Here is a 25,513-nt window from a genome sequence, read left to right on the forward strand (position 1 = left end):
GGACCAGGTCCACGGGCCGTTCGCTCGGCGTCGATCTCAGTCGGTCGGCGAGCCCGGGAGCTCGGAGAACCGGAACAGGAACGCGGCCATCTGCTCGCGCAGGACCGGCTCCGAGCCGCGGAACGTCGGTGCCCCGGCCCGCTCGGTGTAGCCGGTCGTGATGCCGGTGCCCTCGAGCCACACGATCTGCCGGTAGAAGGTGTGGGTCGTGGGGACGTCCGCGAACGGCGACGTCTCCGGCAGCACCACGATCGGCGAGCCCGCCAGGCGGTACAGGAACGCCGCCATCTGCTCACGCAGCACGGGCTGGCCCGGACGGAACGTGCCGTCGTCGTAGCCCGTCGTGATGCCCCGCTCGGCGAGCCAGGCGATGTGGGCCTTGAACACGTGGCCCGGCGCGACGTCGCTGAACCGGCTCGGACCGTCGATCACGGCGGGGTTGGCGCCCTCGTGGTCGAACCGGTACAGGAACGCGGCCATCTGCTCGCGCAGGACCGGCTCCGAGCCGCGGTACGAGAACGTGCCGTCGGCGTTCGCGTAGCCCGTCGTGATCTTCTGGCCGACGAGCCACTCGATCTGCTCGCGGAACGTGTTGTCCGCGATGTCGTCGAACACGATCGACGGCTCGGGGTCGACCGGCGGCGCAGTGACCGAGAGCGTCACGCTCTTCGAGCCGCTGTTCTGCGCCGCGTCGGTCGCGCGCACCTCGACGTCGTAGGAGCCCGCCACGAGGTCGGTCAGCGTGAAGCTGCCCGCCTCGACCGCGACCCACCCGCCGCCGTTGACGCGGCGCTCGACCGAGGCGATCTCGGAGGCGTCCGCCACCGAGACCGAGAACGTGGCGTCCTCGCCCTCGACGACCGACTCCGGGCCGATGACCGTGACGACGGGCGCGTCGGTGTCGGGCGCCGGGGCGACCTCGACCGTGCGCTCGAGGACCGTCTCGTTGCCGCTCGCGTCGACGACCGTGTAGGTCAGCGTGTAGGTACCGGTGACGTCGGTGTCGACCTCGCCGGTGACCGTGACGCTCTCGACCGTGACCGCGGGGTCGCACGCGTCGCTGACCTCGAGCCCCGCGAGCGGGTCGAAGTCCTCGCCGACGACGACCTGCGTGCCCTCAGGGGCCGAGAGCGCCGGGGCGACCTCGTCCTTGAAGAGCTCCACGGCGTCGATGACGGCGCCGTTGTCGACGCGGTTCGTCGTCGTCGTGATCGAGCACTGCGTGACCTCGACGTTGGCGACCGTGGGGGTGCGGCTCTGGTCCCACTTCGCGACGTACGGCGCATCCGAGTTGCTCGCCGTGTAGTACTTGCTGCCCGAGGAGGAGTTGCCCGTGACGTACAGGACCTCGCCCTCGGCCGGCGTGACGACCTCGACACCGTCGGCGTTGGTCTCGGCCTGCTCCGGGACGACCGGCGTGAGGCCGTTCATCAGGTACGACCGCGCGTAGCTGTGGTCGTGCCCGGCGTAGACCATGTCGATGTCCAGGCTGCTGATGATCGGTGCCAGGCCGTTGCGCTTCGCGACGCTGCCGCTCGTGGAGTGCGGACCGACGCTGAACAGCGAGTGGTGGAAGGTCAGGACCGTCCACGCGGCGTCGTCGCCCTCGGCCTCGATCGTCTCGCGCAGGAAGCGCTCGTGGTTGGCGAAGTCGTTGCTGTTGCTGTTGATGTTCAGGTGCAGCACGCCGTTGTGCTTGAACCAGTAGGTGCCGCCCGAGCTGTCGCCCGCCCAGACGTTGGGCAGGTTGAAGTGCTGGCCGAACAGCGGCGAGCCGATGTCGTGGTTGCCCAGGGTCCAGGCGTTCGCCTGCTGCGAGACCTGCTCCGGCGCCGCCAGGATGCGGTACTCGTTCGCGTTGCTCGCGGTCTCGACCTGGTCGCCGGCCGACAGCAGGAACTGCGACGTCGGGTAGAGCTCCTGGGCCTTGGCCAGCGAGGCGGCCCAGCCCTGGCCGTCGCTCGTCGGGTTGCCCGACGAGCCGATCTGCGGGTCGCCCACGAACGTGAAGTCGTGGTCGAGGGCGTTCGAGTGCGTCGTGAACGTGCGCAGGGTCGACCACTTCTGGTCAGCGCCGACGCGGTACGTGTAGGACGTCTCGGGCAGCAGGTCGGTGAGGGTCGCGTGGAAGAACTCGTTGACGCCGTCGGTGGCCCGACCGGACTCGCTGGCGGCGATCGTCGCCGCCGATGCGGGCAGCGCGCCGTCGACCAGGTCGGCGGTGCGGGCGATCTGGACGACCTCGTCGGCCGTCGTGTCGGAGAACCAGGCCAGGTTGCGCTGGGTCTCGTCGGTGCCGACGCCGAGGATGATCGACGACGGGCCGACCTTCTCCGGCGCCGGACCGAGGTCCATGACCGGCAGGTCGAAGTAGACGTCGGAGCTCGTGGCGCGGCCCTGGTGGACCTCGACCGCGATGACGTTGGTGCCCGCCTTCAACACGGACGCGGGGGCGGTGAAGGGCAGCAGGATGGGCGTGCTGGAGTTCGAGCCGCCGTACTGCAGGTTCTCGGTGATGCCCTCGTCGTGACCGCCGGCGATGCGCTGGCCGTTGACGTAGATCGTGACGGAGTCGTCGTAGCGGACCGACCCCTGGAGGACGAGGTCACCCTCGAGCTCGGCTGCGGTCACCTCCACCTCCGTGCGGAAGAAGAACGCCGGGATGTCGGGGAACGCCGTGCCGTCGATGTACTGGTTGAGCAGCACGTCGGCGGTGAAGCCACCGCTGAGCGGGCCAGGCGTGCCGTTGACCGCGCCGAAGCTGCCCGCACCGGCCTTCCAGGCGGAGTCGTCGAACTCGGACGTGGTCCAGCTCGTGCGCTCGGCCGACCCGGACGCCGGGTCGGTGTTGTCGTCGAGGTAGCGCCACTGCGTCGTCCCGCTCTCGATCAGCGGGGTCGGGGGCGTCGGCGGCACGTCTTCGAGCGTCAGGGACGGGAGGTCGAAGAAGACGTCGGAGCTCGTCGCGCGACCCTGGTGGATCTCGACCGCGACGACGTTCGTGCCCGCCGTGAGGACCGAGGCCGGGACCGAGAGCTCGGCCAGCTTCGGGGCGCTGGCGTTCGATCCGCCGTACTGCAGGTTCTGCGTGATCGCGGCGTCGTCGCCGCCGCCGATGCGCGTGCCGTTGACGTAGACCGTGGCGGCGTCGTCGTAGCGGACCGAGCCGACCAGCACGCGGTCACCGGTGAGGTCGGCGGCGCTGACCTCGACCTCGGTGCGGAAGAAGTAGGCCGGGATGTCCGGGTAGGCGGTGCCGTCGATGTACTGGTTCAGCAGCACGTCGGGCACGAAGCCGCCGCTGAGCGCGTTGCGGGTGCCCTGGTTGGCGCCGAAGCTGCCCGTGCCGGTCTTCCAGGCCGCGTCGTCGAACTCGGACGTCGTCCAGCTCGTGCGGTCGGCGGAGCCGGCGGCGGGGTCGGTGTTGTCGTCGAGGTAGCGCCACTCGGTCGTGCCGCTGGTGATCAGCGGGACGGGCTCGGCGGCCTGGGCAGGCGCGGAGGTCGCAGCGGCCAGCGCGGCGGTGACGGCGAACGTCAACGCAGTGCCGAGCGCAGCGAGCCGCCGCCGGGGGGAGGAGGCATGCATGCCGGGGATCCTTCGTCAGTTCTGACAGGGTGCTCGAACGCTAGGGACGCCGCCATCGCGCCACGTGGACCCGGCGCAACCAGGCTGTGACCCCCAGGTGAACAAACTGTGCTGCTGCTGTGCACCGCTCGCGAGTGAGTTTCCGCCCCTCGAGGAGTGAGTTTTCGCCCCTCTCAGGGGCGGGAATCCACTCGCGGAGGGGCGGAAATCCACTCGCGAGCGGTGATCGCGACGCGCAGTGCCGCCAGGACGGCGACGAGCACCAGGGTCGCGTCGAGCAGCCATGCGACGTCCGGCGCCCACAGCGGAAGGTGGTCGCGGTCGACCCCGAACAGCCCCGGCACCATCCAGGCGACGGCGCCGACGAGGCCGAGCGGAACGAGCCACGCCGCGACACCGAGCCGCCCGCGAGGGGACCGACGGCGGACGAGGCGCCAGCCGCTCCGGGCCGTCAGGACCGCCAGCCCCGCCGCGAGGACGCCGAAGGCCCCGAGGACCACGGGGTAGGTCGGCCCGGCGCCACTGAGCTCGGGCTCACCGCCGCTGCGGATCGTCGCCAGGCCCCAGGCCGTGTCGAGCAGCTCGGGCTCCTGGAAGGCGCCGTACGCGTTCTGCACGACGACGACCGCCTCGTCGCGATCCGGCAGCAGGACGATGCTCGCCTGGTAACCGGGGACGGCGCCGGAGTGCCAGACCATCGGGTCACCGGTGCCCGGCACCTCCCAGGTGCGCCAGCCCAGTCCGTACGCGCTGTCGTCGCCGGTCTCGACGGCCGGGTCGGTCAGGCGCGTGCGTTCGTCGTCGGTCAGCAAGGGCCCGCCGGGCAACGACGCCTGCGCGAAGGCCGCGAGGTCGTGGAGGTCGCCGCCCAGGTAGCCGTAGGCGGTGCCGGCGGGGTCGATCTGCGTCGTGAACGGCACCGCCCGACCCGCGACGTAGCGGTGACCGGGCGGGAGCCGCCCCTCGTCGACCACGCCCGTGACGGCCGAGCTCGCACCCACTGGCTCCAGGAGGCGCTCGTCGAGCACGTCGGCGAACGGCCGCGACGTCACCTCCTCGACCACCGCCGCGAGAACGAGGTAGTTGACGCTGGAGTAGACGTGGTTCTTCCCAGGATCGCCCACCAGGTCGACGTCCGACAGCTCGGCGACGACGTCGCTCGGGCGGTGGTCGTCGTAGCGGTCGGTGAGCGTCAGCAGGTCGGGGATGCCGCTCGTCTGCTCGAGCAGGTGGCGCACCGTGATCCGGTCCGAGACCGCCGGGTCGGCGGCGCGGAACTCCGGCAGGTGCTCCACCACGAGGTCGTCCAGATCGAGGAGCCCGTCATCGGCGAGCAGCACCACCAGGGTGGCGGCCACCGGCTTGGCGACCGATCCCCACAGGAACGGGGTCGCGGCCGTCACGGGGTCGCCGGCTCCGTCGGTGCCGAAGGTCCCCTCGAGCCGAACCCCCTCGGGTCCGACCACCGCGTACGCCGCCCCGGGGACGTCAGCGCGCTGCATCTGGTCACGCACGAAGGCGTCGAGCCGGTCCGCGCTGGTCGCGTCGTTCGTGCTGCGTGCCGACCCAGCCATCGCGGCTCCGCCGGCAAGGAGGGAGGCGCCGACGGCGAGGGCACTGAGGGAGAGCGTCATCTTTTTCAGTATGACCATATTGAAAAGACTCACACACTCGGGCAGACTTGTCGAGTGCCGAGAATCGTCGACCACGAGCAGCGCCGTCGCGACATCGCGGCGGGCTTCCGCCGACACGTGGCCCAGCACGGTCTGGCCGCCACGACGTTCGCGCGTGTCGCCTCATCGGCCGAGGTGTCGGTGGGCCAGGTACAGCACTACTTCGCCGATCGCGACGAGCTGCTCCGCTTCGCCTACGCCGAGGGGCTCGCACGCACCGACGCGCGGCTGCGGCAGGTCATCGACGACGGCGAGGCCGGCCGGCAGCCGATCCGCACGATCCTCGACCTCGCTCTGCGCGAGCTCCTCCCCCTCGATGCCGAGCGCTCCGAGGAGATGACGGTCGCACTGTGCCTGCAGGTGATCGCCCTGCACGAACCGGGCCTGGCCGAGGTGTCGGCCGCGACCGAGCGCGAGCGCCACGCCCGGGTGGCCGCGGCGGTGGCGAACGGGATGCACTGCGGCGAGGTGGCCGCGGACGTCGACCCCGCGCTCGCGGCGTCGCGCATCCTCGCGACGACCCACGGACTCGCGGCCCGCATGACGCGCGACCCGGCCACGCGCTCCGAGGTCGACGCGGTCCTCCCGCCCGTCCTCGCCACCGTGTTCACCGGCCGCTGCCGCCACTGGGACTGACCCCGCCGGACGACCGCTCGCGAGTGAGTTTCCGCCCCTCGAGGAGTGAGTTTCCGCCCCTCACCAGGGCGGGAATTCACTCGCGGCAGGGCGGGAATCCACTCGCGGAGGGGCGGGAATCCACTCGCGAGCGGTCAGTCGAGGTGGGTGGCGAGGAGCTCGGCGAGGTGGAGCGACGGGCGCTCGCGGAGGTCGGCCACCTGGGTGCGGCAGCTGAAGCCGTCGGCCAGGACGATCGCGTCGGGCGCGGCGTCGAGGGCCGGCAGGAGGTTCTGCTCGGCGACGGCCACCGAGACCTCGTAGTGCCCGATCTCGACCCCGAAGTTGCCCGCGAGTCCGCAGCAGCCGGCCAGCGTCGTGACCTCGGCCCCCGTGCGGCCGAGCAGCTTCTCGTCGGCGGCCCACCCGAGCACGGCGTGCTGATGACAGTGCGGCTGCGCGACGACCGTCGTCCCCGACAGGTCGGGCGCCTCCCACCCGTCGGTCTCGTCCAGCAGCTCCGACAGCGTGCGCGTCGCGGCGGCGACCGTGCGCGCGTCGTCGCCCCGTTCGGCGTCGTTGCCGAGCAGCTCGAGCGCGTCGCTGCGCAGCACCGCGGTGCACGACGGCTCGACGCCCACGATCGGGATGCCGGCGCGCGCCGCGACGGCGAGCTCGGCGACGGTGCTGCCGAGGATGCGCTTCGCGGCGTCGAGCTGACCCGTCGTGATCCAGGTCAGGCCGCAGCACGTGCCGGCCGACGGCAGCTGCGGCTCGTAGCCCGCGTCGCGGAGCACGGCCACCATCGCCTCGGCGACCGACGGCGAGAAGCTGTTGCTGAACGAGTCGACGAACAGCATCACCGGCTGGCGCGTCCCGACCGACGACGCCTGCTTCTTCCACCAGCGGCGGAACGGCGTCGTGGCGAACTCCGGGATGCTGCGGCGCTGGTCGACACCGGCACCCCACAGGGCGAGGCGTCCGACGAGCGGCAGCCTCATGCCGAGGTTCGCCAGGCGCGGGAACCGGCTGGCGATGCGGCTCCAGCGCGGCAGCCACCCGAGCGTGTAGTGCGAGCGCGGACGCAGCCGCTTGCGGTAGCTCTGGTGCAGCACCTCCGACTTGTAGGTCGCCATGTCGATGCCGGTCGGGCAGTCGGAGGCACACCCCTTGCAGGCCAGGCAGAGGTCGAGCGAGTCGTGCACCTCGGGCGAGCGCCAGTCGAGGCGCTCGCCGCGCACGAGCTCCTGCAGCACGCGGGCGCGACCGCGGGTCGAGTCCTTCTCCTCCCGGGTCGCCAGGAACGACGGGCACATCACGCCGCCCGAGGCGGAGTTGTCGGCGCGGCACTTGCCGACCCCCGTGCAGCGGTGCACGGCGCCGGCCAGGCTGCCGTGGTCCTCCTCGTAGGCGAAGGCGAGCGGGCGACGGTTCGGGAAGGTGCCCGCGACGCGGACCTCCTCGTCGACGGCGTCGGGCTGCACCAGGACACCGGGGTTGAGCAGGTCGGTCGGGTCGAACACGCCCTTGACCTGGCCGAACAGGCCGATGGCCTCCGGCGAGTACATCGTGGGCAGGAGCTGGCTGCGGGCGCGGCCGTCGCCGTGCTCGCCCGAGAGGGTTCCGCCGAACGAGGCGACGAGCTCGGCCGCCGACTGCAGGAAGGCACGGAAGACGGCGGTGCCGTCGGGGCGGTCGAAGGGGAAGTCGAGGCGCACGTGCATGCAGCCGTCGCCGAAGTGGCCGAACGGCGCCGAGGTCAGTCCGTGCTCCGCGACGAGGGCGTCGAACTGCGCGAGGTACTCGCCCAGGCGGTCCGGCGGCACCGCGGCGTCCTCCCAGCCGGGCCAGGCCGGCTTGCCCGAGGGTGCACGGCCGGCGAGGCCCGCACCGTCCTCGCGGATCCGCCAGAGGCGGGCCTGGACCTTCGGGTCGGGGACGACGAGGCTCTCGACGCCCAGCCCCTCGGCGGCGAGACGCTGCGCGCGCTGCATGACGTCGTCGGCGTCCTCGCCGGCGAGCTCGACGAACAACCAGGCGTTGCCGCGCGGGAGGGCGGGAACGGCGCCCGCGCCGCGGCGGCTCACCAGCACGTCGATCAGTCGGGAGTCGAGCCCCTCGCACGCCGTCGGCCCGTGGGCGACGACGGCGGGAGACGCCTCGCCGGCCTTGACGATGTCCTCGAAGCCGATCGCGACGACAACGCGGTGCGACGGATCGGTCACGAGCCGCACGGTCGCCTCGGTGATGATGCCGAGCGTTCCCTCGGACCCGACGAGCGCCTGCGTCAGGTCGAAGCGCTCGGGCAGCAGGTGGTGGACCGCGTAGCCCGAGACCTGGCGGCCGAACCGGTCGAACTCGGTGCGCGCGACGCCCAGGTGGCGACCCATGACCTCGCGGAGGCCGGCGAGCAGGTCGTCGCCGCCCTCGACGAAGGGCTTCCCGTCGGCGCCGTAGCCCGTGCGGAACAGGTCGCCGGCCGCGGTCATGACCTCGAGCCCGGCGACGTTGTCGGAGGTGCGGCCGTAACCGAGGCTGCGCGAGCCACAGGCGTTGTTGCCGATCATGCCGCCGATCGTGCAGCGGGGATGGGTCGACGGGTCGGGTCCGAAGCGACGGCCCTGCGCGACGGCCTGCTTCTGCAGGACGGCGTGGACCGTGCCGGGCTCGACCACCGCGAGGCCGGCCTCGCCGTCGACCGAGAGCACGCGATTCATGTGGCGGCTGAAGTCGAGCACGACGCCCCGGCCGATCGCGTTGCCGGCGACCGAGGTGCCCGCGCCGCGCGAGGTGACCGGGACCTCGAGGGTGCGGCAGACGTCGAGGATCTCGGCGACCTCGTCGCGGGAGCGCGGACGCACCACCGCGGTCGGCGGGATGCGGTACAGCGACGCGTCGGTCGCATACATCGCCCGGGTGCCCTCGTCGGCCAGCACGTCGAGGCCGCGGGCCTCCAGGGCGGCGACGACGTCGAGGCGGACGCCAGGTGCGGCGAGGTCGAGGGTGGTCACGAGTCCTGCTCCATGGGTAACATGTTACATGTGAGTCAACCCTTAGCGGATCGCCCGACCCTGGCCGAGGCCGTCGTCGAGGCGATGCGCGACGGCATCCGCGACCGCACCTTCGTGCCGGAGCAGACCTACTCCGTGCAGCAGGTGGCCGACCGGCTGGGCGTCTCGCGCAGCCCCGTGCGCGAGGGCCTGCTGAAGCTCGAGGAGGCCGGGCTCGTGCAGTTCTCGCGCAACCGCGGCTTCCACGTCGTGCTGCCGCGATCGCGCGACGTCGCGGAGATCTTCGGGGTGCGCCTCGCGCTCGAGCCGGCCGCCGCCGCCCGTGTCGCGCGGCGCGGCGACGACGACCTGCTGGCCGCGGTCAGAGCCGCGATGGACGCTCTGCGCACGGCGGCCGCGGCTGTCGACGACGCCGAGTTCTGGCACCACGACCGCGAGCTGCACCGGCTGCTGCTCGTCGGCGGCGGCAACCCGCGCGCTGCGAACATCGTCGCCGCGCTCCGCTCGACCACGGCCCTGCTCGGACCGCCCACCTCGGCCGGCCCCCGCGACCTGCGCCAGATCGGCGAGGAGCACGCCCCCATCGTCGAGGCCGTCCTGGGCCGCGACGGCTCGGGAGCGGCGGCCGCCATGACCGCCCACCTCACCTCGACCGGCCTCCTGCTCGTGGCCCAGGCCGAGGGAGTCCCGGCCGACCACCCCGACGTGCGCGCCATCTGGGACGACGTCGTCGGGTAGGGCGGGGACCGGAGATGATGCCTCCGGGCAGCCCGAGGTGCCGAAAAGCATCATCGCCGGTCCCCGGCAGGGCTACGCCGTGTCGGGGCGGGTGTCCTCGTCGTCGGAGGCGATCGCGTCGAGCTGATCCTCGGTCCAGGTGTGGACGGCGGCCTCCTCGGCGCTCGCGGCGGCGCCGTCGATCCCGACGTCGCTGGCGAGCTGCTGCTGGTCCTCGTCGAGCCCGGAGCCCTGGTCCGGGGCCACGAGCCGGCCGGAGCGCTCGTCACCGGCGTAGGAGTCCGCCGGGTCGTCGACCTCGCGAGCGTCCTCCGGGTCGTCCGAGCGGGGCGCGTCCGACGGCGTGATGCCGGTGTCGTCCGGCACCTCCTGGGCGAGCCGCTCCTCGAAGCTCTCACCCTCCTCCTGCTCGGCCTCGGTGACGCCCTTCGCGACCGATCCGTGCAGCTTCTCCGGGGGCGAGTAGCCCTCGTCGAGCACGTCGTCGACGCCGCGGTCGTCCAGGGTGTCCTCGGGCTGCAGCTGTCCGGGGTCGGTCATGGTGCCTCCTGCTCGCGCGGTGGATCGGAACACCTCCGAGCCTGTCACGCCCGCGGGCGGGCGCAAGGCGAGCCGAGCTGCCACGGGGAGCGGGCGCGGGCCCGCCCCGGAGCCGTCGGGGGCGTGCTCCGGGGCGGGTGGTCCAGCGTCCCGCTTCCTCTGTCCTACTTCCAGACGCGGACGTAGTCGACCTGGAGCGTCGCCTCGTCGATCCCCTGACCCTCGGGGAACGCGTTGTCGCCCGAACCCAGCATCTGCGTGAGGTTGAGGTTGAACGGCTGGTCGAACGGCGCCGACCCGATCAGGGGCGCCAACGGACTGATCGTGTGGTCGAGGCAGGTCGTGCCGTCGATCGAGATCGTCAGCTTGCTCGGCGTCCACTCCAGCACGTAGGTGTGGAACGCGGTGGGCTCGTAGACGAGGCAGTTGTTGTTCGTCCGCGTGCCCCACGGAAGCAGCGAGTTGTAGTGCAGCGCCGGCACCAGGCGGTCCGGGTACTGCGAGTAGAACTCGACGATGTCGATCTCGCCCGACCCGGGCCACTCGCCGTACTTCGGGTTCTCCGGCAGCATCCAGAGTGCCGACTGCAGACCCGGGCCGTTCGACTGCGGCATGGCCGCACGGATCTCGTAGCGCCCGTAGGACTGCGAGAACTTGCTGAACGTCGTCACGGCGGCCGAGGTGTAGTCCGTCGTGATCGCACCCGCCGGGTGGTCGCACGTGACGGGCTGGTCCTCGCGGATCGTCGACAGCTTCAGCACGCCGCTGCTGACCTCGATGTTGCGGTCGCCGAAGAAGCAGTCGCCGTAGGAGAACTCCGACTCGTAGGTGTCGATCGGGTGCCACTTCGTCTGGTCGAGCTCCGTGCCACGGAACTCGTCGACGAACGTGCAGGTCCACGGCGTGCCGTCGGCCTTCAACGGCGCCGTCCCGCAGTCGGGTCCGGTGGGTCCGCCGCCTCCGGGCTCCTCCGGATCGATCGGCACCTGTGCGGCGTCGTACTGCGCCTGGGCGTCGGCCTGGGCGATCGCGAGCGCCTCGGCGCGCGCTGCGGCGTCGGCCTGCGCCTTGGCCTGCGCGGAGGCGTCGACGCTCGCCTGGATGACGGCCCAGTAGTAGGCCTCCCAGTGCGTGGCAGCCTTGACCGTCTTGGTCGCCGTGACCGTCTTGGTCGAGGTCGCCGTGCCGTGTCCGACGAAGTCGCCGACCGTCGCGGTCTCGTTGACCGTCACGGTCTCGGTGGACGTCCACGACTCGGTGGCCTCGATGCCGGCGGCGACCTGCGCCTCGGCGTCGGCCTTGGCCTTGGCCTTCGCGATGGGTCGCGCCTGCGCGTCGGCCTGAGCCTGGGCCTGCAGGAGCGCGGCGACGTAGGCGTTCCACGTGGCCCACCAGTCCGCCTCCGCCTGGGTCGCCGCGTGGGCGCTCCCGGTGGCCGTCGCGGTAGAGGTCGCGGTCGCGGAGCCGTGCCCGACGACGTCGCCGATCGTGTGCGTCTCGTCGACCTTCACCGTCTCGGTCGCAGTCCAGGTCTTGGTCGCGTCGTACCCCTTGAGGGACTCGTCGTACTGCGCCTGCGCCTGCGCCGTGGCCTGGGCCTTCGCGAGGGGCCGGGCCTTGGCCTCAGCCTTGGCCCTCGCCTCCTCGCTGGCCGCCAGGTAGGCGTTCCAGGTGGCCCAGTAGTCGGCCTCCCAGGCGGCGCCCGCCGTGTAGGTCCGCGTCGCGGTGGCCGACTCGGTCACGGTCGCGGTGCCGTAGCCGACGAAGGTGCCGACCGTGGCCCACTCCTGGGCGGTGACCGACTCGGACTGGGTCCAGCTCTTGGTCGCGGTGTACGTGGTCGGCGTGGCCGAGGTGGCAGGACCGGCCGTTCCGGTGAGAAGCAGTGCTGTGGCGATGGCTGCGACGACGACGCGCTGGGCGATCGCCGAGCCACGCCACCTGGTGGTGGCGTTCATGTGGTTCTCCCTCTCCATGGAGAGTCACGATGCGGCGGCTGCCGCGGTGACTCGCCGCCCTCCCAAGCTGACGAGTCAGGACTCTCCTCCTTCCTGAGAAAGTACCAAAGTCCCGGACGTATGGCGAGAGCAAGAGGGCTTTAGTAGGAGCCGTTCCGCCGTTCTTCCCGGTCCTGTCCGCTCATGGTCACCACCCGGTCGAGCTACGTCCGCTGGCTCGCCGGGACGGGGCCCGCGTGCAGCAGGACCAGCACACCGCGCTCGAAGTCGCGGACGTCCGCCACCACCAGGCGCGCGCCCTCCAGGTCGACGCCCAGCCCGTCCACCTGGCCCCGGGAGCCGAGCTGCAGGAGCACGGCTCCCTCCGGCAGCAGGTGACGGGCGGCGACGCGCAGGCACGTCCGCGCGAGGTCGAGACCGTCCTCGCCCCCGTCGATCGCCAGGACCGGGTCGTCCGGGAAGGCTGCGACCCCGGCGCGGGGCACCCACGGCGGATCGGCGAGGACGAGCGCGAACCGCTCGTCGCCACGGACCGCGTCTTCCAGGTCGTCGCAGCGGACGTCGGCCCCGACCCCGGCTCGTTCCGCGTTCTCGCGGGCGTAGCGGCACGCGGTCTCGTCGCGGTCGACCTGCACGAGGGTCCGCGTCGTCCCGTGCACGGCGGCGAGACCGATGTGTCCCGCGCCGCTGCAGAGCTCCAGGACGGGGCCGTCGGGCCCCAGGTCGAGCACCTGACGCCCCCACGTCGACTGCGCCACCGTCCACGGACGCGGCACCAGGATCGAGTCGTCGAACGTGACGTCCAGCGGCCCGAACGCGATGCGGGCCGTGGTGGGGGTGCGGCGGTGATCGTTCACGGGGGCTCCTGAGGTCGGGTCAGGAGTTCCCCGACCCACCGCGTTCATGCGCGCGCTTGGACTCGGAGTCACGGGGTACTCCTTCTCCATGGACCTCCTGGCGCACTACGTCCGCATCCACCTGACCGGCGCGGCGGCCGGCATCGAGCTGTTCGGCCGCGGATCGGACCTCGACGACGAGGACGCCCGCCAGGTCGCGGCGGACATCCGGGAGGAGCTCCGCGAGGAGCGCACCTGGCTGCTCGCGTTCGCCGACACCATCGACGCCGCCGAGCCGGTGGTGGCCGAGACCGTCGCGAAGATCGGCGAGAAGGTCGGGCGGCTCAAGCCCAACGGCGACCTGCTGCACCGCACCCCGCTGACCGACGTGATCGACCTGGAGACGATGCACGACGCCGTCTCGGGCAAGGTCGCCGGCTGGGAGGCGCTGCTGCAGCTCGACGACGAGCAGGTCGACCGGGCCGACCTCGAGCGCCTTCTCGCCCAGGGGCACTCGCAGCTCGATCGCCTCCGCACGCTGCACCGTTCCGCCGCGCGCCGGGCGTGGGACGCTCGCACGGCCTAGTCCGGCGACGGCTCGTCCTCGTCGGTCAGGGCCACCTGGAGCTCGGCGTCGCACATGACGCAGGAGTACAGGGCAAAGCCGTCGACGTCGCCGAGGTGCACGGCGGCGCCCTCGTCGCACTCGGGACACAATTTCATCAGCTCGCTCACGCGGCGGGTCATCCTTGAAAAAGCGGAGATCCTCGCCGCCGGCTGCGTCAGCGGTTCGCCGCCAGCATAGTGGGGCCGCCCCACACCACCGCTGCACCCCCTGGCACGCCCGGCGCACCGGACGGCCGGGTCCTCAGCTCGCGCCAGGAAGCGTGCGGTGCTCCACGATCTGGCGGGCGACGTCGCGCAGCTTGATGTTGTGGTCCTGGGAGTACCGACGCAGGACCTCGAACGCCGGATCGGGCTCGACGTCGTACCGCTCCATCAGGAGCCCCATCGCCATGCCGATGAGCTTGCGGGCGTCGACCGCCTTCCGCAGCCCCTCGACGTCGCGGCTCGACGCGAGCGAGACCGAGGCGTGCCGCGCCAGGATCGACGTGACCGCCAGGTCGTCGTCGTCGAAGGCGTCCGGCCGCGCCGCGTACACGTTGAGCGAGCCGAATCGCCGCGCCTGCGTCGCGAGCGGGACGCTCAGGACGCTGCGGTAGCCGAGCTTCGTGACCTCGGCGCTCCACCGCGGCCACCGCTCGTCGGCCTCGGTGTCGGTGATCGAGTAGACGCCCGGGTTCTCGAGCGCGTCGAGGCAGGGACCCTCGTCGAGCTCGACCTGCAGCTCGTGGGCTCGCGCCACGGGCTGACTGGTCGCCGCAGCCGTCTCGACCCGGTTGCGGGCGTGCACGAGCAGGACCCCTGCGTCGTCGCAGGCGACGGCAGACACCGAGGACTCGGCGACGCGCTGCACGGTCTCCTCGCTGTCGGGCGCCTCGTGCAGGGCCAGCAGGATCTGCGACAGGTCGATCACCCGCGACTCACCGTGCGGGTTGGCGGCAGTGTCCTGGGTCATCGAGGCTCCTCTGGTCGGGCGATGCGCCGTGGCGCGAAGCGGTGGCGATCCGTGCGGTTGCGACCCCCCGAGGTCGGTGGGACGGTGAAAGCGGTTGAGCACCAGCCGACGCAAGGAACCGCTCCGGGGGATCGACCATGGCTGCCGTCACGACCGCACAGCACGAACTCATTGTGAACCATCTCCCGATGGCCGCACGCCTGGCGCGGGCCTACCGCGGCCGAGGTGTCGACAGCGACGACCTGGAACAGGTCGCACGCCTGGCGCTCGTCAAGGCGTCCGTCGGCTTCGTCAGCGAACGGGGCGCCTTCGCCGCCTTCGCGACCGCGACCATCCGCGGCGAGCTCAAGCGGCACTTCCGCGACCGCGCCTGGGGCGTCCGCCCGCCACGCCGGATCCAGGAGCTGCAGGCTCGCCTCGCTGCCGAGCACGTCGGCGACGTCACGACCGACCAGGTCGCCGAGCTCTCAAGGCGCCTGGAGATCGACCCCGCCGAGCTGACGGAGGCCGCCGCCGCTCGCGGCTGCTACGCACCCGACTCGCTCGAGGCCGCCGCGGAGGCCGGGCACGAGCAGGGCGGACTCGACGACCGTCTCGACTTCGTCGAGGAGTGGGTCACCTTCGGCCGTCTCTGCCGCGACCTGCCGCGCGACGACCGCATGCTCTTGTACTGGCGGTTCGTCGAGGACCGGACCCAGATCGACATCGCGGAGCGCATCGGCATCAGCCAGATGCAGGTCTCGCGTCGACTGACGGGTCTGCTGGAGCGGCTCCGGTCGGCCGCGGACGCCGTGCCCGGCGCCGCCTGACGCGGGCTCAGTGGTCGCGGAGCGCCTCGATCAGCTCGTCCTTGGTCTGGTCGGAGTATCCGGTGAGGCCGAGCTCCTTCGCGCGGCCCCGCAGCTCCTCGACGGTCCAGTCCTCGTACGAGCCGGCGCGGCCGCCCTTGGCGCCGACGCTCGACTCGGAGCGGCCCTTCTGCTGCGTCGCGTTCGAGATGCGCGCCGCCTTCTCCTTCGAGGCCCCGTCGTCGCGGAGCGCCTCGTAGAGGTCGGGGTTCTTCAGGCTGTTCGGTGTGTCGTTCTCGGGCATCAGGTCCTCCTCAGGTCGCCTGGACACCGAGGGTGTACCCACCGGCGCGGACCTCACCCGCCGCGAGGGCTGGGGAGGTCCGGCGCCGGTCGGATCAGGTGAAGATGCTCACGCCACCCGGGCCCACGAGGAGGCCGACGACGATGAGGACGATGCCCCACAGAAGCTCCTTGCGCAGCAGTGCGAGGACGCCGGCGACGACGAGCACGACCGCGATGATCCACAAGATGAGACTCATGGTGTTCTCCCTTCGATTGGAGATTCTGACGCTAGACCTCCTGGCGAGATCCGCATCCGGAGCGGGGCGACGACCTCAGCGGACGAGGGCGACGAGCAGGGCGAAGATGCCCGCCAGGACGGCGATGCCGCCGATGACGGTCCAGATCATGGTGAACTTCCGCCGGTTCTCCGACGGCTGGTCGGGGTGGTGCTGGCTCATGGTGGGCCTCCTGCCGCCATTGAACGTCCGCCCGACCGGGCCCGCACGTCGAGCGGACCGCCGCCCGTCGTCGTTTGGTCGGCGCGCGTCCCGGGTACTCCCTCGGCGACCGGACGCCGCGCGCCGCGCAGCCAGGTCCCCGACGAAGCAGGAGCTGTCCACGCGAGCCGTCACCTGGCAGGGCCGTCGCGACGTGCGCGTCGAGGACGTCCCCGACCCCACCATCCAGGCACCCACCGACGCGATCATCGAGGTGACGACGACGGGCCTGTGCGGCTCGGACCTCCACCTCTACGAGACCTTCGGCGCGTTCCTCGAGCACGGGATGGGTGCCCAGCTGTTCGGCTGCACCGACCTCTACGGATCCGTCCCAGGCGGGCAGGCCCAGTACCTCCGGATGCCGCTCGAGGACGCCGCCTCGGCCTACGCGATGTTCCAGGCCAAGGAGGACGACGCGATCAAGGTCGTCTTCACCCCCTGACCACCACTCAGGGCCGCCTCAGGGCCGCAGCTTCGGCGGAAGGGCCTTGTGGGTGCCGTCGCACCACGGGGCCGACGCGGACCTGCCGCAGCGGCACACCGCACTGACGGGACGGTGCGTGCGGTGCTGCTCTCCGTCGGCGTCCTCCACCACGAGGTCGCCGAAGACCAGCATCGGGCCGCCGGGGCAGATCACGACGTCGGGTCGCGGCCGCTCCGGGCCGCGGCCGTCGGCGCCCTCGCCGGCCGTCACGCCGACCACCGCTCGAGCGCCCAGGTCGCGAACCGGGCCTCCAGGTCGAGGCACGTGAAGGCCCCGAGGACGACGTCGCCGCGGGTCTCCGGCTCGTCCTGCACGAGCGTGCCGCAGATCAGCCGGACGGCCAGCTGCTCGTGCACGGCATCGGCCTCGACGTGCTCGTCGTAGTAGGCAGCCATCGACTCCGGCAGGCCCAGTCGGCGCAGCCCCGAGGCCATCGCACGCGACGGCAGCGAGCTGGTCGCCTCGAACGCCGCGAGGTGGCCCAGCGACGCTCCGCGGAGCCGCCGGTGCAGGCCGAACATCGAGAGCGCGTTGTTCTGCTCGAGGACCACGGCCGGCGCGTCGTCCACGTAGCCGCCCTCCTCCGGCCGCAGCCCGCTCTCGGAGAGGCCGACGGCGAAGAGGTGCCGGTGCAATCGCGCGGGGTCGCCGCCGCCGTACTCGTCGTACTGGAGCGCGGCGAGCGCCGCCTGCGCCCTCACCGGGAGCCGGGGCATCGTCCAGGAGGTCGGGTCGGCCTCCTTCAGGTGGTAGACGCTGCGCCACCGCAGCAGCTCCAGCGCCTGCTCGCGGGTCGCCTCCCGCTTCACGAACGTCGCGACCGAGGGGCCGTCGTCGGCCTCGATGAAGGCCATGAGGCCCTCGGCGAAGGGGTCGGCGACCTCGGCCGACTCGGCACGTCGACGCCACCGCTCCTCCAGCACCTCCTCGAGCCGCGCACGCAGCGCGAGCAGGCCGGGGTCCCACTCCAGGTCGGCGGGGACGTCGTCGAACCCCCGGTAGGCCAGCTCGTACAGCGCCCACAGCGTGAGCTGGAGGTCGTCCTCGTCCGACGCCTCCTGGCCGTCCCACCCCGCGGTCGCCCGCGAGCCGTGGAAGGAGTCCAGGACGGCCGCACTGAGCGGCCCTCGGGCCTTGGGGGTCAGCACGGGGTGCTCCCCGTCGTCGTCTGCATGACGTGGGAGTACCCCGGCCGGCGGTCCCCCACACCGCCGGGACGTGCCCGGTCGATCACCTCAGAGCTTGGCCTCGTCGAGGTCGTCCCCGACCTTGCCGCGCCAGATCGTCGCGATCAGGGCCAGCGCGGCCCCCACGAGCCCGGCGGCCGTGAACACGACGGTCCGGCCCGCCTGGTCGTCGCCCCCGATGGCCAGGCCGACGACGGCGGTCGCCACCAGGGCGACCGCGACGAGCATCACGAGGCCCCACCACAGCGTCACGCGGTGGACCAGGCGCCGACGCCGCGCCGGCGGGATGGGCGGCGGGTCCTCGAGCGTGCCGTCGTCGCGGACGCGGCTCGCCGGCTCGGCGTCCTGCTCCGGCGGCGTCTCGGTCTCGCCCGCACTCGCCCACGTGGGCGGGGGGTCGCTGGCGGGGAAGGACTCCTCGCTGGTCTCGTCGACGTCGCGCGACGCGTCCTCGTCGCGCCGGTCCGGTGCTGGTGTCATGGGGGGGCCTCCGTGGGGTCGGTTCAGAAGACGGGCTTGCCGCCGGTGACGCCGAGCACGGTCCCGGAGACGTAGCTCGCGGTCTCGTGCGAGGCCAGGAACACGAAGGCCGGGGCGACCTCCGCGGGCTGACCCGCGCGTCCCAGCGGGGTGTCCTCGCCGAAGTGCTCGAGCTTCTCCGGCGGCTGGGTCGCGGGCTGGAGCGGCGTCCAGATCGGGCCGGGCGCCACCGCGTTCACGCGGATGCCCTGCGGTCCCAGCTCGGCGGCCAGGTTGACCGTCATGTTGTTGATCGCGGCCTTCGTCGCGGCGTAGTCGATCAGCGACGTCGACGGCTCGTAGGCCTGGATCGAGGAGTTGTTGACGACGCACCCGCGGTGCTCGCGCAGCCACGGCACCGCGGCTCGCGTCAGCCACACGAGGGCGTAGAGGTTGGTCTTGAACGTCGAGTCGAGCGACTCGTCGGTGATCTCCTCGATGCCCTGCTCGCGAGCCATCTGGAAACCCGCGTTGTTGACCAGGACGTCGAGACCGCCGAGTCCGTCGGCCGCCTGGCGGACGGCGGCGTCGCACTGCTCGCGCTGCCGGAGGTCGACCTCCAGCGGAAGGATCGTCCGACCGGTGTCGCCGGCCAGCTCGGCGGTCGCGACCGCGTCGTCCCGCTCACCGTCCTGGTACGTGAAGGCGACGTCGGCGCCCTCGCGAGCGAACGCCAGGACGACCGCCCGGCCGATGCCGGAGTCGCCACCGGTCACGAGCGCCTTGCGACCGTCGAGGCGGCCCGAGCCGACGTACGAGGCCTCGCCGTGGTCGGGCTGCGGGACCATCGGGCCCGTGAGCCCGGGCGGGTCCTGCTGCTGGGGCGGGTAGCCCGCGGCGTCATCCGTCATCGGGCGTCCTGCGGCGACGTGGTCTGCGGACCCACGGGCTCGCCGGGCTCGGGCATCTCGGGGACGTCGTCGAGGTCGGGGGTGGGTTCGTCCGGGGTGGTGGTCATCGTGGGCTCCTCCTGGGTGGGCGACACCCAGGGCGTACCCCGCTGGACGGGCGGACATGCACGCGGCCGCTCCTCCGGCGCGCCGACGACGACCAATTACTTGGTACACTAACGATATGACCGTGCCCCTGACCCCTGCGCAGGAGCGCGCCCGCGAGCTGGAGGCGCTCAACCGCGTGCGGCGGCGGGTCGCGGCGATCGGCTTCGTCGCGATCATCGGCCACGGCGTCATCGCCCTGCCCGTCGTGGCGCACCACCTCGTCGCCGACGGACGCACGAGCGACGCGGTCGTGCTGCTGGTCCTCACGGTCTTCGTGACGACGGTGGCGGTCGTCGTGACGCGACTGATCCTGGGTCGCGCCCCGATCACGCCGCTGTGGGCGCTCGTGCCGGTGGCCGTGCCGCTCCTGGCCGCCTGGTGGATCTGGGGCTAGGCCTGCGTCGACGCCTCGGCGGCGTCGATGATCGCGTGCAGGACCCCGTTGACCTCACGCAGCTCACCCACCGACATGCCGAGGCGCGCCAGCATCTGCTCGGGCACGGTGACCGCCCTGGCCCGCAGGGCGCGACCCTCGGCCGTCGGCGCGATCGCGAGGGCGCGCTGGTCGTGCGCCGACCGGGTCCGCTCGACCAGCCCGGCGTCCTCGAGGCGTCGCACCAGGGGCGAGACCGTGCCCGGGTCGAGGTGCAGCAGCGCGCTGAGGTCCTTCAGGCTGGCCCGGTCGTGCTGCCACAGCGCGAGCATCACGAGGTACTGCGGGTGGGTGAGCCCGAGCGGCTTGAGCACCGCCCCGTAGGCACTGACGACGCTGCGCGACGCCACCGCCAGCGCGAAGCAGACCTGCTCCTCGAGCGCCAGCGGATCGGGGTCGTCACACGTCATCCGCCGATCGTAGTCAGACCCCCGGGCCAGCCCCGACCTTGCAGTCTCCTGTGATCTGGCTCACACTCGAGAGACCGACCCGGGAGGAGACACCGCATGCGCGTGAAGGACGTCCTGACCAGCAAGGGGTCACAGGTCGTGCACACGATCGACCCCGAGGCCACGGTCGCGGAGCTGTTGGACCGTCTCGCCGAGCACGACGTGGGCGCCCTGGTGGTGAGCTCCGACGGCGAGCGCCTGAGCGGCATCGTGTCCGAGCGCGACGTCGTGCGGAAGCTGCGCGGCGTCGACGACCCCGGCAGCACCCGGATCGCCACGATCATGGTCGCCGAGGTGCGCACCTGCGGCCCGGACGACTCGGTCGACGACCTGATGGCGATCATGACCAACCACCGCGTCCGGCACGTCCCGGTGCTGGAGGACGGCGTCCTGGTGGGCCTGCTCAGCGTCGGCGACGCGGTCAAGCAGCGGATGGACACCCTGGAGTTCGAGCGCGACCAGCTGAGCTCGTACGTGCAGGGCTGAGCCCCGAGCGTCGCTCCACCACCGACGCGGGTGGGAGGATGGGGGCATGACGCGCGAACCTCGCGTCCGGATCCCGGACGCCGAGCTGTCGTGGCGCTTCAGCCGCTCGTCCGGGCCCGGTGGTCAGCACGTCAACACCAGCGACACCCGCGTCGAGCTGATCTGGTCGCTCGCGACCACGGCGGCCCTCAGCCCGGAGCAGCGCGAGCGGGCGACCGAGGCGCTGCGCGGACGCCTGGTCGACGGTCGCCTCACGATCGTCTCGTCGCAGTACCGATCGCAGCTGCGCAACCGTGACGCAGCACGGGTGCGGCTCGAGGAGCTCGTGGCGCGGGCGATCGTGCCGCCGCGCCCGCGGCGGGCGACCAAGCCCTCCCGCGGGGCGCAGGCACGCCGCCTGGACGAGAAGAAGCGGCGCAGCGAGGTCAAGCGGCGCCGCAGCGGCGGCGACTGGGACTGAGTCCGGCGCGGCTCAGACCTCGTCGGCCCAGCGGATCTCGCCGACGGCGGTCAGGCCCCGGTACTGCGAGCGACCCCAGGTCGGCGTGCGGTCCTTGTCGACCAGCACGGCGCGGACGCCCTCGATGAAGTCGTCGCTCCGCACGACCAGGTCCGTCGCACGGAGCTCGAGGTCGAGGCACTCGCGCAACGACAGGCCGGCGCCGCGCCGCAGGACGTCGAAGGTGATCTCGAGGCTCTGGCGCGAGACGCCGTCCAGCACGTCCCAGGTCTCGCGGGCCCAGCCCGAGCCGTCGCTCCAGAGCGCGGCGAGCACGACGTCGACCGAGGGCGAGGCGAAGATCCGGTCGATGTCGGCGCGGTGCTCGAGCAGGCTCGACGGACCCGGGTCGACCGCTGCCTCGGCGACGACCTCGGCTACCGGGCGCGGGTCGGTGACGATGCGGTCGGCGAGCGCCGCGAGCTGCGTGGACGGCACGTGGTGGGTCGCCAGGCCGACCGCGACGGCGTCCGCCGCGTCGAGCCGTGCGCCGGTCAGGCCCAGGTAGGTGCCGATCTCGCCGGCCAGCCGCGGCAGGGCGTGGGTCGCGCCGACGTCCGGGAAGAAGCCGATCTGCGTCTCGGGCATCGCCATCGCGAGCCGGTCACCGACGACGCAGAGGTCGCCGTGCACCGACAGTCCCATCCCGCCGCCCATGCAGGCGCCGTCGACGAGCGCCACGACCGGTGCACGCGAGGTGCCGAGGAGGTGGTTCACGCGGTACTCCGTCGCGAAGAAGCGCCGACTGGCCTCGAGGTCTCCCGCGAGGGTGTTCTCGCGAACCTGACGGATGTCGCCCCCGGCGCAGAACGCGCGGTCGCTGCTGCTCTCGATCACGATCGCGCGCAGCGGCTCGTCCGCCCACGCGGTCAGCACCTCCTCGAGGCGCTCCACCATCGCGAGGGTCAGCGCGTTCAGCGACCGGGGACGGTCCAGCAGGATGCGGCCGACCGCTCCGTCGAGGCGCGCCTCGACGCCGATCGAGGTCGTGGCGGGGCTGGTGGCGGGCTCGGTCACCTCCGCATCCTGTCAGCCGGTCGGTGGCGCCCGGTCGGGGCGGGCCGCGGTGGGCAGCGCTTGCCGAGCAGCAGTGGGCCCGGCCACGTAGCGTCGACCCATGACGCGCACCTCGCTCGCCCTGGTCGCCACGGCCGCCCTGTTCCTGTCGGCCTGCAGCGGCGACGGGGAGCCGGAGGCCACCTCGAGCCCGCCCGCCACGGCGGCGAACGGCGGCGCGGAGGTCACGCCGTCCGGCACGCCGGAGGCCGTTGCGACCGGGCTCGACGCCCCGTGGTCGATCGCGTTCGTGGGCGACACCGCGCTGATCAGCTCGCGCGACGACGGCGACGTGCTGGAGCTGACCGACGACGGCGACACGCGACTCGTCGGCACGATCGAGGGCGTCGTGCACCAGGGCGAGTCCGGCCTGCTCGGGCTCGCCGTCGACGAGCAGGAGCGCCTCTACGCCTACTCGACCGCCGAGGACGGCAACCGCGTCCAGCGCTTCGAGCTGACGGGAGAGCCCGGGTCGTACGGCCTCGGCGAGCCCGAGACGATCCTCGACGACATCCCGGCGGCACCGACGCACGACGGCGGCCGCATCGCGTTCGGTCCCGACGACATGCTCTACGTGACGGTGGGCGACGCGAACGACCGTCCGGCCGCGCAGGACCTCGAGAGCCTGTCGGGCAAGATCCTGCGGATGACGCCCGACGGCGCCGCCCCCGACGACAACCCGTTCCCGGGCTCGCTCGTCTACAGCTACGGCCATCGCAACCCGCAGGGCATCGCCTGGGCCGAGGACGGCACGATGTTCGCCTCGGAGTTCGGGCAGGACACGTGGGACGAGCTCAACGTCATCACGCCCGGCGGCAACTACGGCTGGCCCGAGGCCGAGGGCATCGCCGGCGACGGGCAGTTCGTCGACCCCGTGCAGCAGTGGAACCCGGACACCGCGAGCCCGAGCGGCATCGCCATCTCCGGCGGCACGGTGTTCGTCGCGAACCTGCGGGGCCGGACGCTGCGCGCGGTGCCGGTGGCCGACCCCACCACCTCGACCGACTACTTCACCGGCGAGCACGGCCGGCTGCGCGACGTGGTCGTGACGCCGAGTGGCGACCTCTGGTTCCTCACGAACAACACGGACGGCCGCGGCCAGCCCGGTGGCGACGACGACCGGATCCTGCGAGTCGCGCTCGACTCCGCCTGACCTCTTGATAGGCAAGCAGTGACTTGCCTATAGTCGAATCCATGGCCGACGTGTTCCGCGCGCTCGACGACGAGACCCGACGCCTCGTCCTCGACGAGCTCGCGGCGCGCGACGGTCAGACGCTGTTCGAGATCTGCAGCGTGCTCGCGACCCGCCACGGCAAGGGCATGACCCGCCAGGCGATCTCCCAGCACCTCGCGGTGCTCGAGGACGCCGGGCTCGTGGTGACCGAGAAGCGAGGGCGCTCGAAGTTCCACTACTTCGACCCCGCGCCACTCAGCGCGATCACCGACCGCTGGCCCACCCGGGCCGCCATCGAGAGGAACGACCCATGAGGATCCGACTGACGAGCATCTTCGTCGACGACCAGCGCGCCGCGCTCACCTTCTACACCGACGTCCTCGGCTTCACCGTGCGGCACGACATCCCGCTCGGCGAGGACTCCTGGACCACCGTCACCGCGCCCGACGACCCCGACGGCCCCGAGCTGCTGCTCGAGCCCTCGCACCACCCCGCGGTCAAGCCGTACCGCGACGCGCTCGTCGAGGACGGGATCCCGCTCGTGCAGTTCGAGGTCGACGACGTCGAGGCCGAGCACGCCCGACTCACGGCGCTGGGCGTGACGTTCACCCAGCCACCGACCGACATCGGCATGGCGTTCGTCGCGGTGCTGGACGACACCTGCGGCAACCTCGTGCAGATCCTCTCGCCGAAGTCCGTCGACTAGCCGCCCCAGATGTGGTGGCGTCAGCGGGCGGCCGTCGCGCGGACGACAGCGGCGGTCTCCACGGGGCGCTCCCACCAGAAGAGGTGACCCACCCCGGGCCAGATCTCGCGCTGCGCACCCGGGATCAGCCCCGCCAGGCGCTCCCCCTCGGCGACCAGGATCATCTGGTCCTCCTCGCCGTGGACCACGGCGACCGGGACCGCGATGTCGCCGACCCGCGCGGAGGCGTCGTGGTGCAGAGCCGCGATCGACTGCGCGCGCACGACCGGGAACGGCACCCGGCGCGAGAGCGTGGTGTCGCGGAAGCGCTCGAGCTCGCCCGGGCGGCTCGCGAACGCGGCGGAGACGTTGACCTCGAAGCCGACACGGGTCGCGACCTCGGGGTCGCGCGTCGAGATCGCCTCGACGACGCGCGTGGGGCCGGGGGCGTCGAACGCGCCGGGCCCGCCGGGCGTCGTGCAGCCGAGCACGGCCGAGCGCACGCGCTCCGGGTGCCGCAGCGCCAGCTCCTGCGCGACCATGCCGCCCATCGAGATGCCCATGACGTGCACCGCGTCCCGGCCCAGGGCGGCCAGCAGCGCGGCGGCGTCGTCGGCCAGGTCGGCGATCGTGAAGGGATCGTCGGCGCGGGCGCTCTGACCGATGCCGCGGTGGTCGTAGACGATCACCTCGAAGTCGCGGGCCAGGTCCTCGACGAGCTCCGGACCCCACATCCCGCCGTGACCCGACATGCCCTGCACGAGCAGGAGGGGCTCACCCGACCCGGTCACCTCGACCGCGAGCGAGGTCCCGGTCCCGATCTCCACGACGTCCTGCATGCTGCCTCCTGGTCCCGTGCGGCTGGTCCGTCGTCAGTGTGTCGCACCGCGCGCCGCGTCGGCGAACCGCCGCGAGAGCGCGGCGAAGGCGTCGGCGAGCGGCGCCGGTCCGACGACCTCGATCGGGGCGTCGAACCGGGCGAGCGAGGCCGCGAGGCCGACCCACGACCAGGAGCCGGCCACGACCCGGCTGCGGTCGGGTGCGACCTCCTCCACGGTGGCGTCGGGCAGGAAGGCGAGCAGGTCGCGCGCGGGGAGGCCGAGGAGCACCTCCCCCGCGCAGGGCCATCCGTCCCCCGCGGCGGACCCGCGGAAGCGCGCGGCGACGAACGCGGCAGCATCCCCACCCGGCACCTCGCGCGGGGAGAACCGCGGACCGTTGGGGATGCGGGGCGTCATCCGGTCGACACGGAAGGTTCGCCAGTCGGCGCGGTCGAGGTCCCAGGCGACCAGGTACCAGCGGCCGGCGCGGGCGACGACGTGGTGCGGCTCGACCCTGCGCGGGGCCCGAGGCGGCTGCTCGGCCCCGGGCGTCTCGTGGTCGAAGCGCAGCACCTCGTGCGCCCGGACGGCCGCGCTCACCGCCACCAGCACGT

Annotated in this window: 30 protein-coding genes; 11 read left to right on the plus strand and 19 right to left on the minus strand. The window is 72.4% G+C overall.

What is annotated here, in order from left to right; genetic code table 11:
- Window positions 1-36: 36 nt before the first annotated feature.
- Together ABD127_RS15790 and ABD127_RS15795 are read right to left on the minus strand one after the other, a co-directional pair.
- Window positions 37-3,588, minus strand: coding sequence for an S-layer homology domain-containing protein (locus ABD127_RS15790; protein ID WP_344203230.1), 3,552 nt, complete (start codon window positions 3,586-3,588; stop codon window positions 37-39).
- Between the two features lie 173 nt (window positions 3,589-3,761).
- A complete protein-coding gene (locus ABD127_RS15795) occupies window positions 3,762-5,222 on the minus strand; it encodes a serine hydrolase domain-containing protein (protein WP_344203231.1) in 1,461 nt (486 codons plus the stop codon).
- A 54-nt stretch (window positions 5,223-5,276) separates the two neighbouring features.
- Between ABD127_RS15795 and ABD127_RS15800 the strand changes: the two genes are divergently transcribed.
- Window positions 5,277-5,897: a TetR/AcrR family transcriptional regulator gene (locus tag ABD127_RS15800; protein ID WP_344203232.1), complete on the plus strand. Its 621-nt coding sequence runs from the start codon at window positions 5,277-5,279 to the stop codon at window positions 5,895-5,897.
- 134 nt (window positions 5,898-6,031) lie between these two features.
- Here ABD127_RS15800 and ABD127_RS15805 read toward each other — a convergent pair whose 3' ends face one another.
- Window positions 6,032-8,887 (minus strand): FAD-binding and (Fe-S)-binding domain-containing protein, encoded by a 2,856-nt coding sequence (locus tag ABD127_RS15805; RefSeq protein WP_344203233.1) that lies wholly within the window; start codon window positions 8,885-8,887, stop codon window positions 6,032-6,034.
- Window positions 8,888-8,917: 30 nt separating this feature from the next.
- On the opposite strand from ABD127_RS15805, the gene ABD127_RS15810 reads away from it, so the two are divergent.
- Window positions 8,918-9,625, plus strand: coding sequence for a GntR family transcriptional regulator (locus ABD127_RS15810; protein WP_344203235.1), 708 nt, complete (start codon window positions 8,918-8,920; stop codon window positions 9,623-9,625).
- Between the two features lie 72 nt (window positions 9,626-9,697).
- Here ABD127_RS15810 and ABD127_RS15815 read toward each other — a convergent pair whose 3' ends face one another.
- The 3 genes from ABD127_RS15815 to ABD127_RS15825 all read right to left on the minus strand — a co-directional run bounded on the left by ABD127_RS15815 (window position 9,698) and on the right by ABD127_RS15825 (window position 12,980).
- Window positions 9,698-10,165, minus strand: a complete 468-nt coding sequence (locus tag ABD127_RS15815; RefSeq protein WP_344203237.1) for a DUF5709 domain-containing protein — start codon at window positions 10,163-10,165, stop codon at window positions 9,698-9,700.
- Window positions 10,166-10,329: 164 nt separating this feature from the next.
- Complete coding sequence (locus tag ABD127_RS15820; RefSeq protein WP_344203238.1) at window positions 10,330-12,123, minus strand: glycoside hydrolase family 16 protein; 1,794 nt, start codon at window positions 12,121-12,123, stop codon at window positions 10,330-10,332.
- Between the two features lie 203 nt (window positions 12,124-12,326).
- Complete coding sequence (locus tag ABD127_RS15825) at window positions 12,327-12,980, minus strand: methyltransferase (protein ID WP_344203239.1); 654 nt, start codon at window positions 12,978-12,980, stop codon at window positions 12,327-12,329.
- Window positions 12,981-13,026: 46 nt separating this feature from the next.
- Here ABD127_RS15825 and ABD127_RS15830 point away from each other — a divergent pair, with 46 nt between their 5' ends.
- Entirely contained in the window at window positions 13,027-13,545 is a 519-nt protein-coding gene (locus ABD127_RS15830) for a hypothetical protein (protein ID WP_344203240.1), read from the plus strand.
- Here ABD127_RS15830 and ABD127_RS15835 read toward each other — a convergent pair.
- The gene (locus ABD127_RS15835; protein WP_344203241.1) at window positions 13,542-13,694 is read right to left on the minus strand and encodes a hypothetical protein; all 153 of its coding nucleotides are present in this window, start codon (window positions 13,692-13,694) and stop codon (window positions 13,542-13,544) included. The genes ABD127_RS15830 and ABD127_RS15835 overlap by 4 nt on opposite strands.
- A 133-nt stretch (window positions 13,695-13,827) precedes the next feature.
- Window positions 13,828-14,538, minus strand: coding sequence for a GAF and ANTAR domain-containing protein (locus ABD127_RS15840; protein ID WP_344203242.1), 711 nt, complete (start codon window positions 14,536-14,538; stop codon window positions 13,828-13,830).
- Window positions 14,539-14,675: 137 nt separating this feature from the next.
- On the opposite strand from ABD127_RS15840, the gene ABD127_RS15845 reads away from it, so the two are divergent.
- Window positions 14,676-15,347, plus strand: a complete 672-nt coding sequence (locus tag ABD127_RS15845; RefSeq protein WP_344203243.1) for a sigma-70 family RNA polymerase sigma factor — start codon at window positions 14,676-14,678, stop codon at window positions 15,345-15,347.
- A 7-nt stretch (window positions 15,348-15,354) separates the two neighbouring features.
- On the opposite strand, the gene ABD127_RS15850 is transcribed toward ABD127_RS15845, so the two are convergent.
- The 3 genes from ABD127_RS15850 to ABD127_RS15860 form a co-directional block, all read right to left on the minus strand.
- Window positions 15,355-15,630: a DUF7218 family protein gene (locus tag ABD127_RS15850; RefSeq protein WP_344203244.1), complete on the minus strand. Its 276-nt coding sequence runs from the start codon at window positions 15,628-15,630 to the stop codon at window positions 15,355-15,357.
- Window positions 15,631-15,724: 94 nt separating this feature from the next.
- The gene (locus ABD127_RS15855) at window positions 15,725-15,868 is read right to left on the minus strand and encodes a GPGG-motif small membrane protein (RefSeq protein WP_344203245.1); all 144 of its coding nucleotides are present in this window, start codon (window positions 15,866-15,868) and stop codon (window positions 15,725-15,727) included.
- Window positions 15,869-15,943: 75 nt separating this feature from the next.
- Window positions 15,944-16,069: a hypothetical protein gene (locus tag ABD127_RS15860; RefSeq protein ID WP_344203246.1), complete on the minus strand. Its 126-nt coding sequence runs from the start codon at window positions 16,067-16,069 to the stop codon at window positions 15,944-15,946.
- 193 nt (window positions 16,070-16,262) lie between these two features.
- On the opposite strand from ABD127_RS15860, the gene ABD127_RS15865 reads away from it, so the two are divergent.
- Window positions 16,263-16,550: a hypothetical protein gene (locus tag ABD127_RS15865; protein ID WP_425545833.1), complete on the plus strand. Its 288-nt coding sequence runs from the start codon at window positions 16,263-16,265 to the stop codon at window positions 16,548-16,550.
- Between the two features lie 18 nt (window positions 16,551-16,568).
- On the opposite strand, the gene ABD127_RS15870 is transcribed toward ABD127_RS15865, so the two are convergent.
- The 4 genes from ABD127_RS15870 to ABD127_RS15885 all read right to left on the minus strand — a co-directional run bounded on the left by ABD127_RS15870 (window position 16,569) and on the right by ABD127_RS15885 (window position 19,149).
- On the minus strand, window positions 16,569-16,802 hold the full coding sequence (locus tag ABD127_RS15870; RefSeq protein ID WP_344203247.1) for a CDGSH iron-sulfur domain-containing protein: 234 nt from the start codon (window positions 16,800-16,802) through the stop codon (window positions 16,569-16,571).
- Window positions 16,799-17,740, minus strand: a complete 942-nt coding sequence (locus ABD127_RS15875) for an iron-containing redox enzyme family protein (RefSeq protein WP_344203249.1) — start codon at window positions 17,738-17,740, stop codon at window positions 16,799-16,801. The genes ABD127_RS15870 and ABD127_RS15875 overlap by 4 nt, the downstream gene beginning before the upstream one ends.
- Before the next feature lie 87 nt (window positions 17,741-17,827).
- On the minus strand, window positions 17,828-18,259 hold the full coding sequence (locus ABD127_RS15880; RefSeq protein WP_344203251.1) for a hypothetical protein: 432 nt from the start codon (window positions 18,257-18,259) through the stop codon (window positions 17,828-17,830).
- A 23-nt stretch (window positions 18,260-18,282) separates the two neighbouring features.
- Window positions 18,283-19,149, minus strand: a complete 867-nt coding sequence (locus ABD127_RS15885) for an SDR family oxidoreductase (RefSeq protein ID WP_344203253.1) — start codon at window positions 19,147-19,149, stop codon at window positions 18,283-18,285.
- Between the two features lie 223 nt (window positions 19,150-19,372).
- Between ABD127_RS15885 and ABD127_RS15890 the strand changes: the two genes are divergently transcribed.
- Window positions 19,373-19,690 carry a hypothetical protein gene (locus tag ABD127_RS15890; RefSeq protein ID WP_344203254.1) on the plus strand — a complete coding sequence of 106 codons (318 nt, stop codon included), beginning with the start codon at window positions 19,373-19,375 and terminating at the stop codon, window positions 19,688-19,690.
- On the opposite strand, the gene ABD127_RS15895 is transcribed toward ABD127_RS15890, so the two are convergent.
- On the minus strand, window positions 19,687-20,139 hold the full coding sequence (locus ABD127_RS15895; RefSeq protein ID WP_344203256.1) for a MarR family winged helix-turn-helix transcriptional regulator: 453 nt from the start codon (window positions 20,137-20,139) through the stop codon (window positions 19,687-19,689). The two genes, ABD127_RS15890 and ABD127_RS15895, sit on opposite strands and share 4 nt — an antisense overlap.
- Before the next feature lie 96 nt (window positions 20,140-20,235).
- Between ABD127_RS15895 and ABD127_RS15900 the strand changes: the two genes are divergently transcribed.
- Both ABD127_RS15900 and arfB read left to right on the plus strand, forming a co-directional pair.
- Window positions 20,236-20,664: a CBS domain-containing protein gene (locus tag ABD127_RS15900; RefSeq protein ID WP_344203258.1), complete on the plus strand. Its 429-nt coding sequence runs from the start codon at window positions 20,236-20,238 to the stop codon at window positions 20,662-20,664.
- A gap of 46 nt (window positions 20,665-20,710) precedes the next feature.
- Complete coding sequence (gene arfB, locus ABD127_RS15905; protein ID WP_344203259.1) at window positions 20,711-21,124, plus strand: alternative ribosome rescue aminoacyl-tRNA hydrolase ArfB; 414 nt, start codon at window positions 20,711-20,713, stop codon at window positions 21,122-21,124.
- A gap of 12 nt (window positions 21,125-21,136) precedes the next feature.
- On the opposite strand, the gene ABD127_RS15910 is transcribed toward arfB, so the two are convergent.
- Entirely contained in the window at window positions 21,137-22,180 is a 1,044-nt protein-coding gene (locus ABD127_RS15910) for an enoyl-CoA hydratase/isomerase family protein (protein ID WP_344203261.1), read from the minus strand.
- 100 nt (window positions 22,181-22,280) lie between these two features.
- On the opposite strand from ABD127_RS15910, the gene ABD127_RS15915 reads away from it, so the two are divergent.
- From ABD127_RS15915 to ABD127_RS15925, 3 genes are read left to right on the plus strand one after another with little or no spacing between them, the layout of a single operon-like run.
- Entirely contained in the window at window positions 22,281-23,372 is a 1,092-nt protein-coding gene (locus ABD127_RS15915) for a PQQ-dependent sugar dehydrogenase (protein ID WP_344203263.1), read from the plus strand.
- A gap of 41 nt (window positions 23,373-23,413) precedes the next feature.
- Window positions 23,414-23,707: an ArsR/SmtB family transcription factor gene (locus ABD127_RS15920; protein ID WP_344203265.1), complete on the plus strand. Its 294-nt coding sequence runs from the start codon at window positions 23,414-23,416 to the stop codon at window positions 23,705-23,707.
- Window positions 23,704-24,099 (plus strand): VOC family protein, encoded by a 396-nt coding sequence (locus tag ABD127_RS15925; RefSeq protein ID WP_344203266.1) that lies wholly within the window; start codon window positions 23,704-23,706, stop codon window positions 24,097-24,099. Before ABD127_RS15920 ends, ABD127_RS15925 begins: the two co-directional genes overlap by 4 nt.
- A 20-nt stretch (window positions 24,100-24,119) precedes the next feature.
- Here ABD127_RS15925 and ABD127_RS15930 read toward each other — a convergent pair whose 3' ends face one another.
- Both ABD127_RS15930 and ABD127_RS15935 read right to left on the minus strand, forming a co-directional pair.
- The gene (locus ABD127_RS15930; protein ID WP_344203268.1) at window positions 24,120-24,917 is read right to left on the minus strand and encodes an alpha/beta fold hydrolase; all 798 of its coding nucleotides are present in this window, start codon (window positions 24,915-24,917) and stop codon (window positions 24,120-24,122) included.
- A 33-nt stretch (window positions 24,918-24,950) separates the two neighbouring features.
- A partial coding sequence (locus tag ABD127_RS15935; protein ID WP_344203270.1) for a helix-turn-helix transcriptional regulator occupies window positions 24,951-25,513 on the minus strand: 563 nt, incomplete at its 5' end.

The sequence above is a fragment of the Aeromicrobium alkaliterrae genome, assembly GCF_039529015.1.
GTDB classification, from domain to species: Bacteria; Actinomycetota; Actinomycetes; order Propionibacteriales; family Nocardioidaceae; genus Aeromicrobium; species Aeromicrobium alkaliterrae.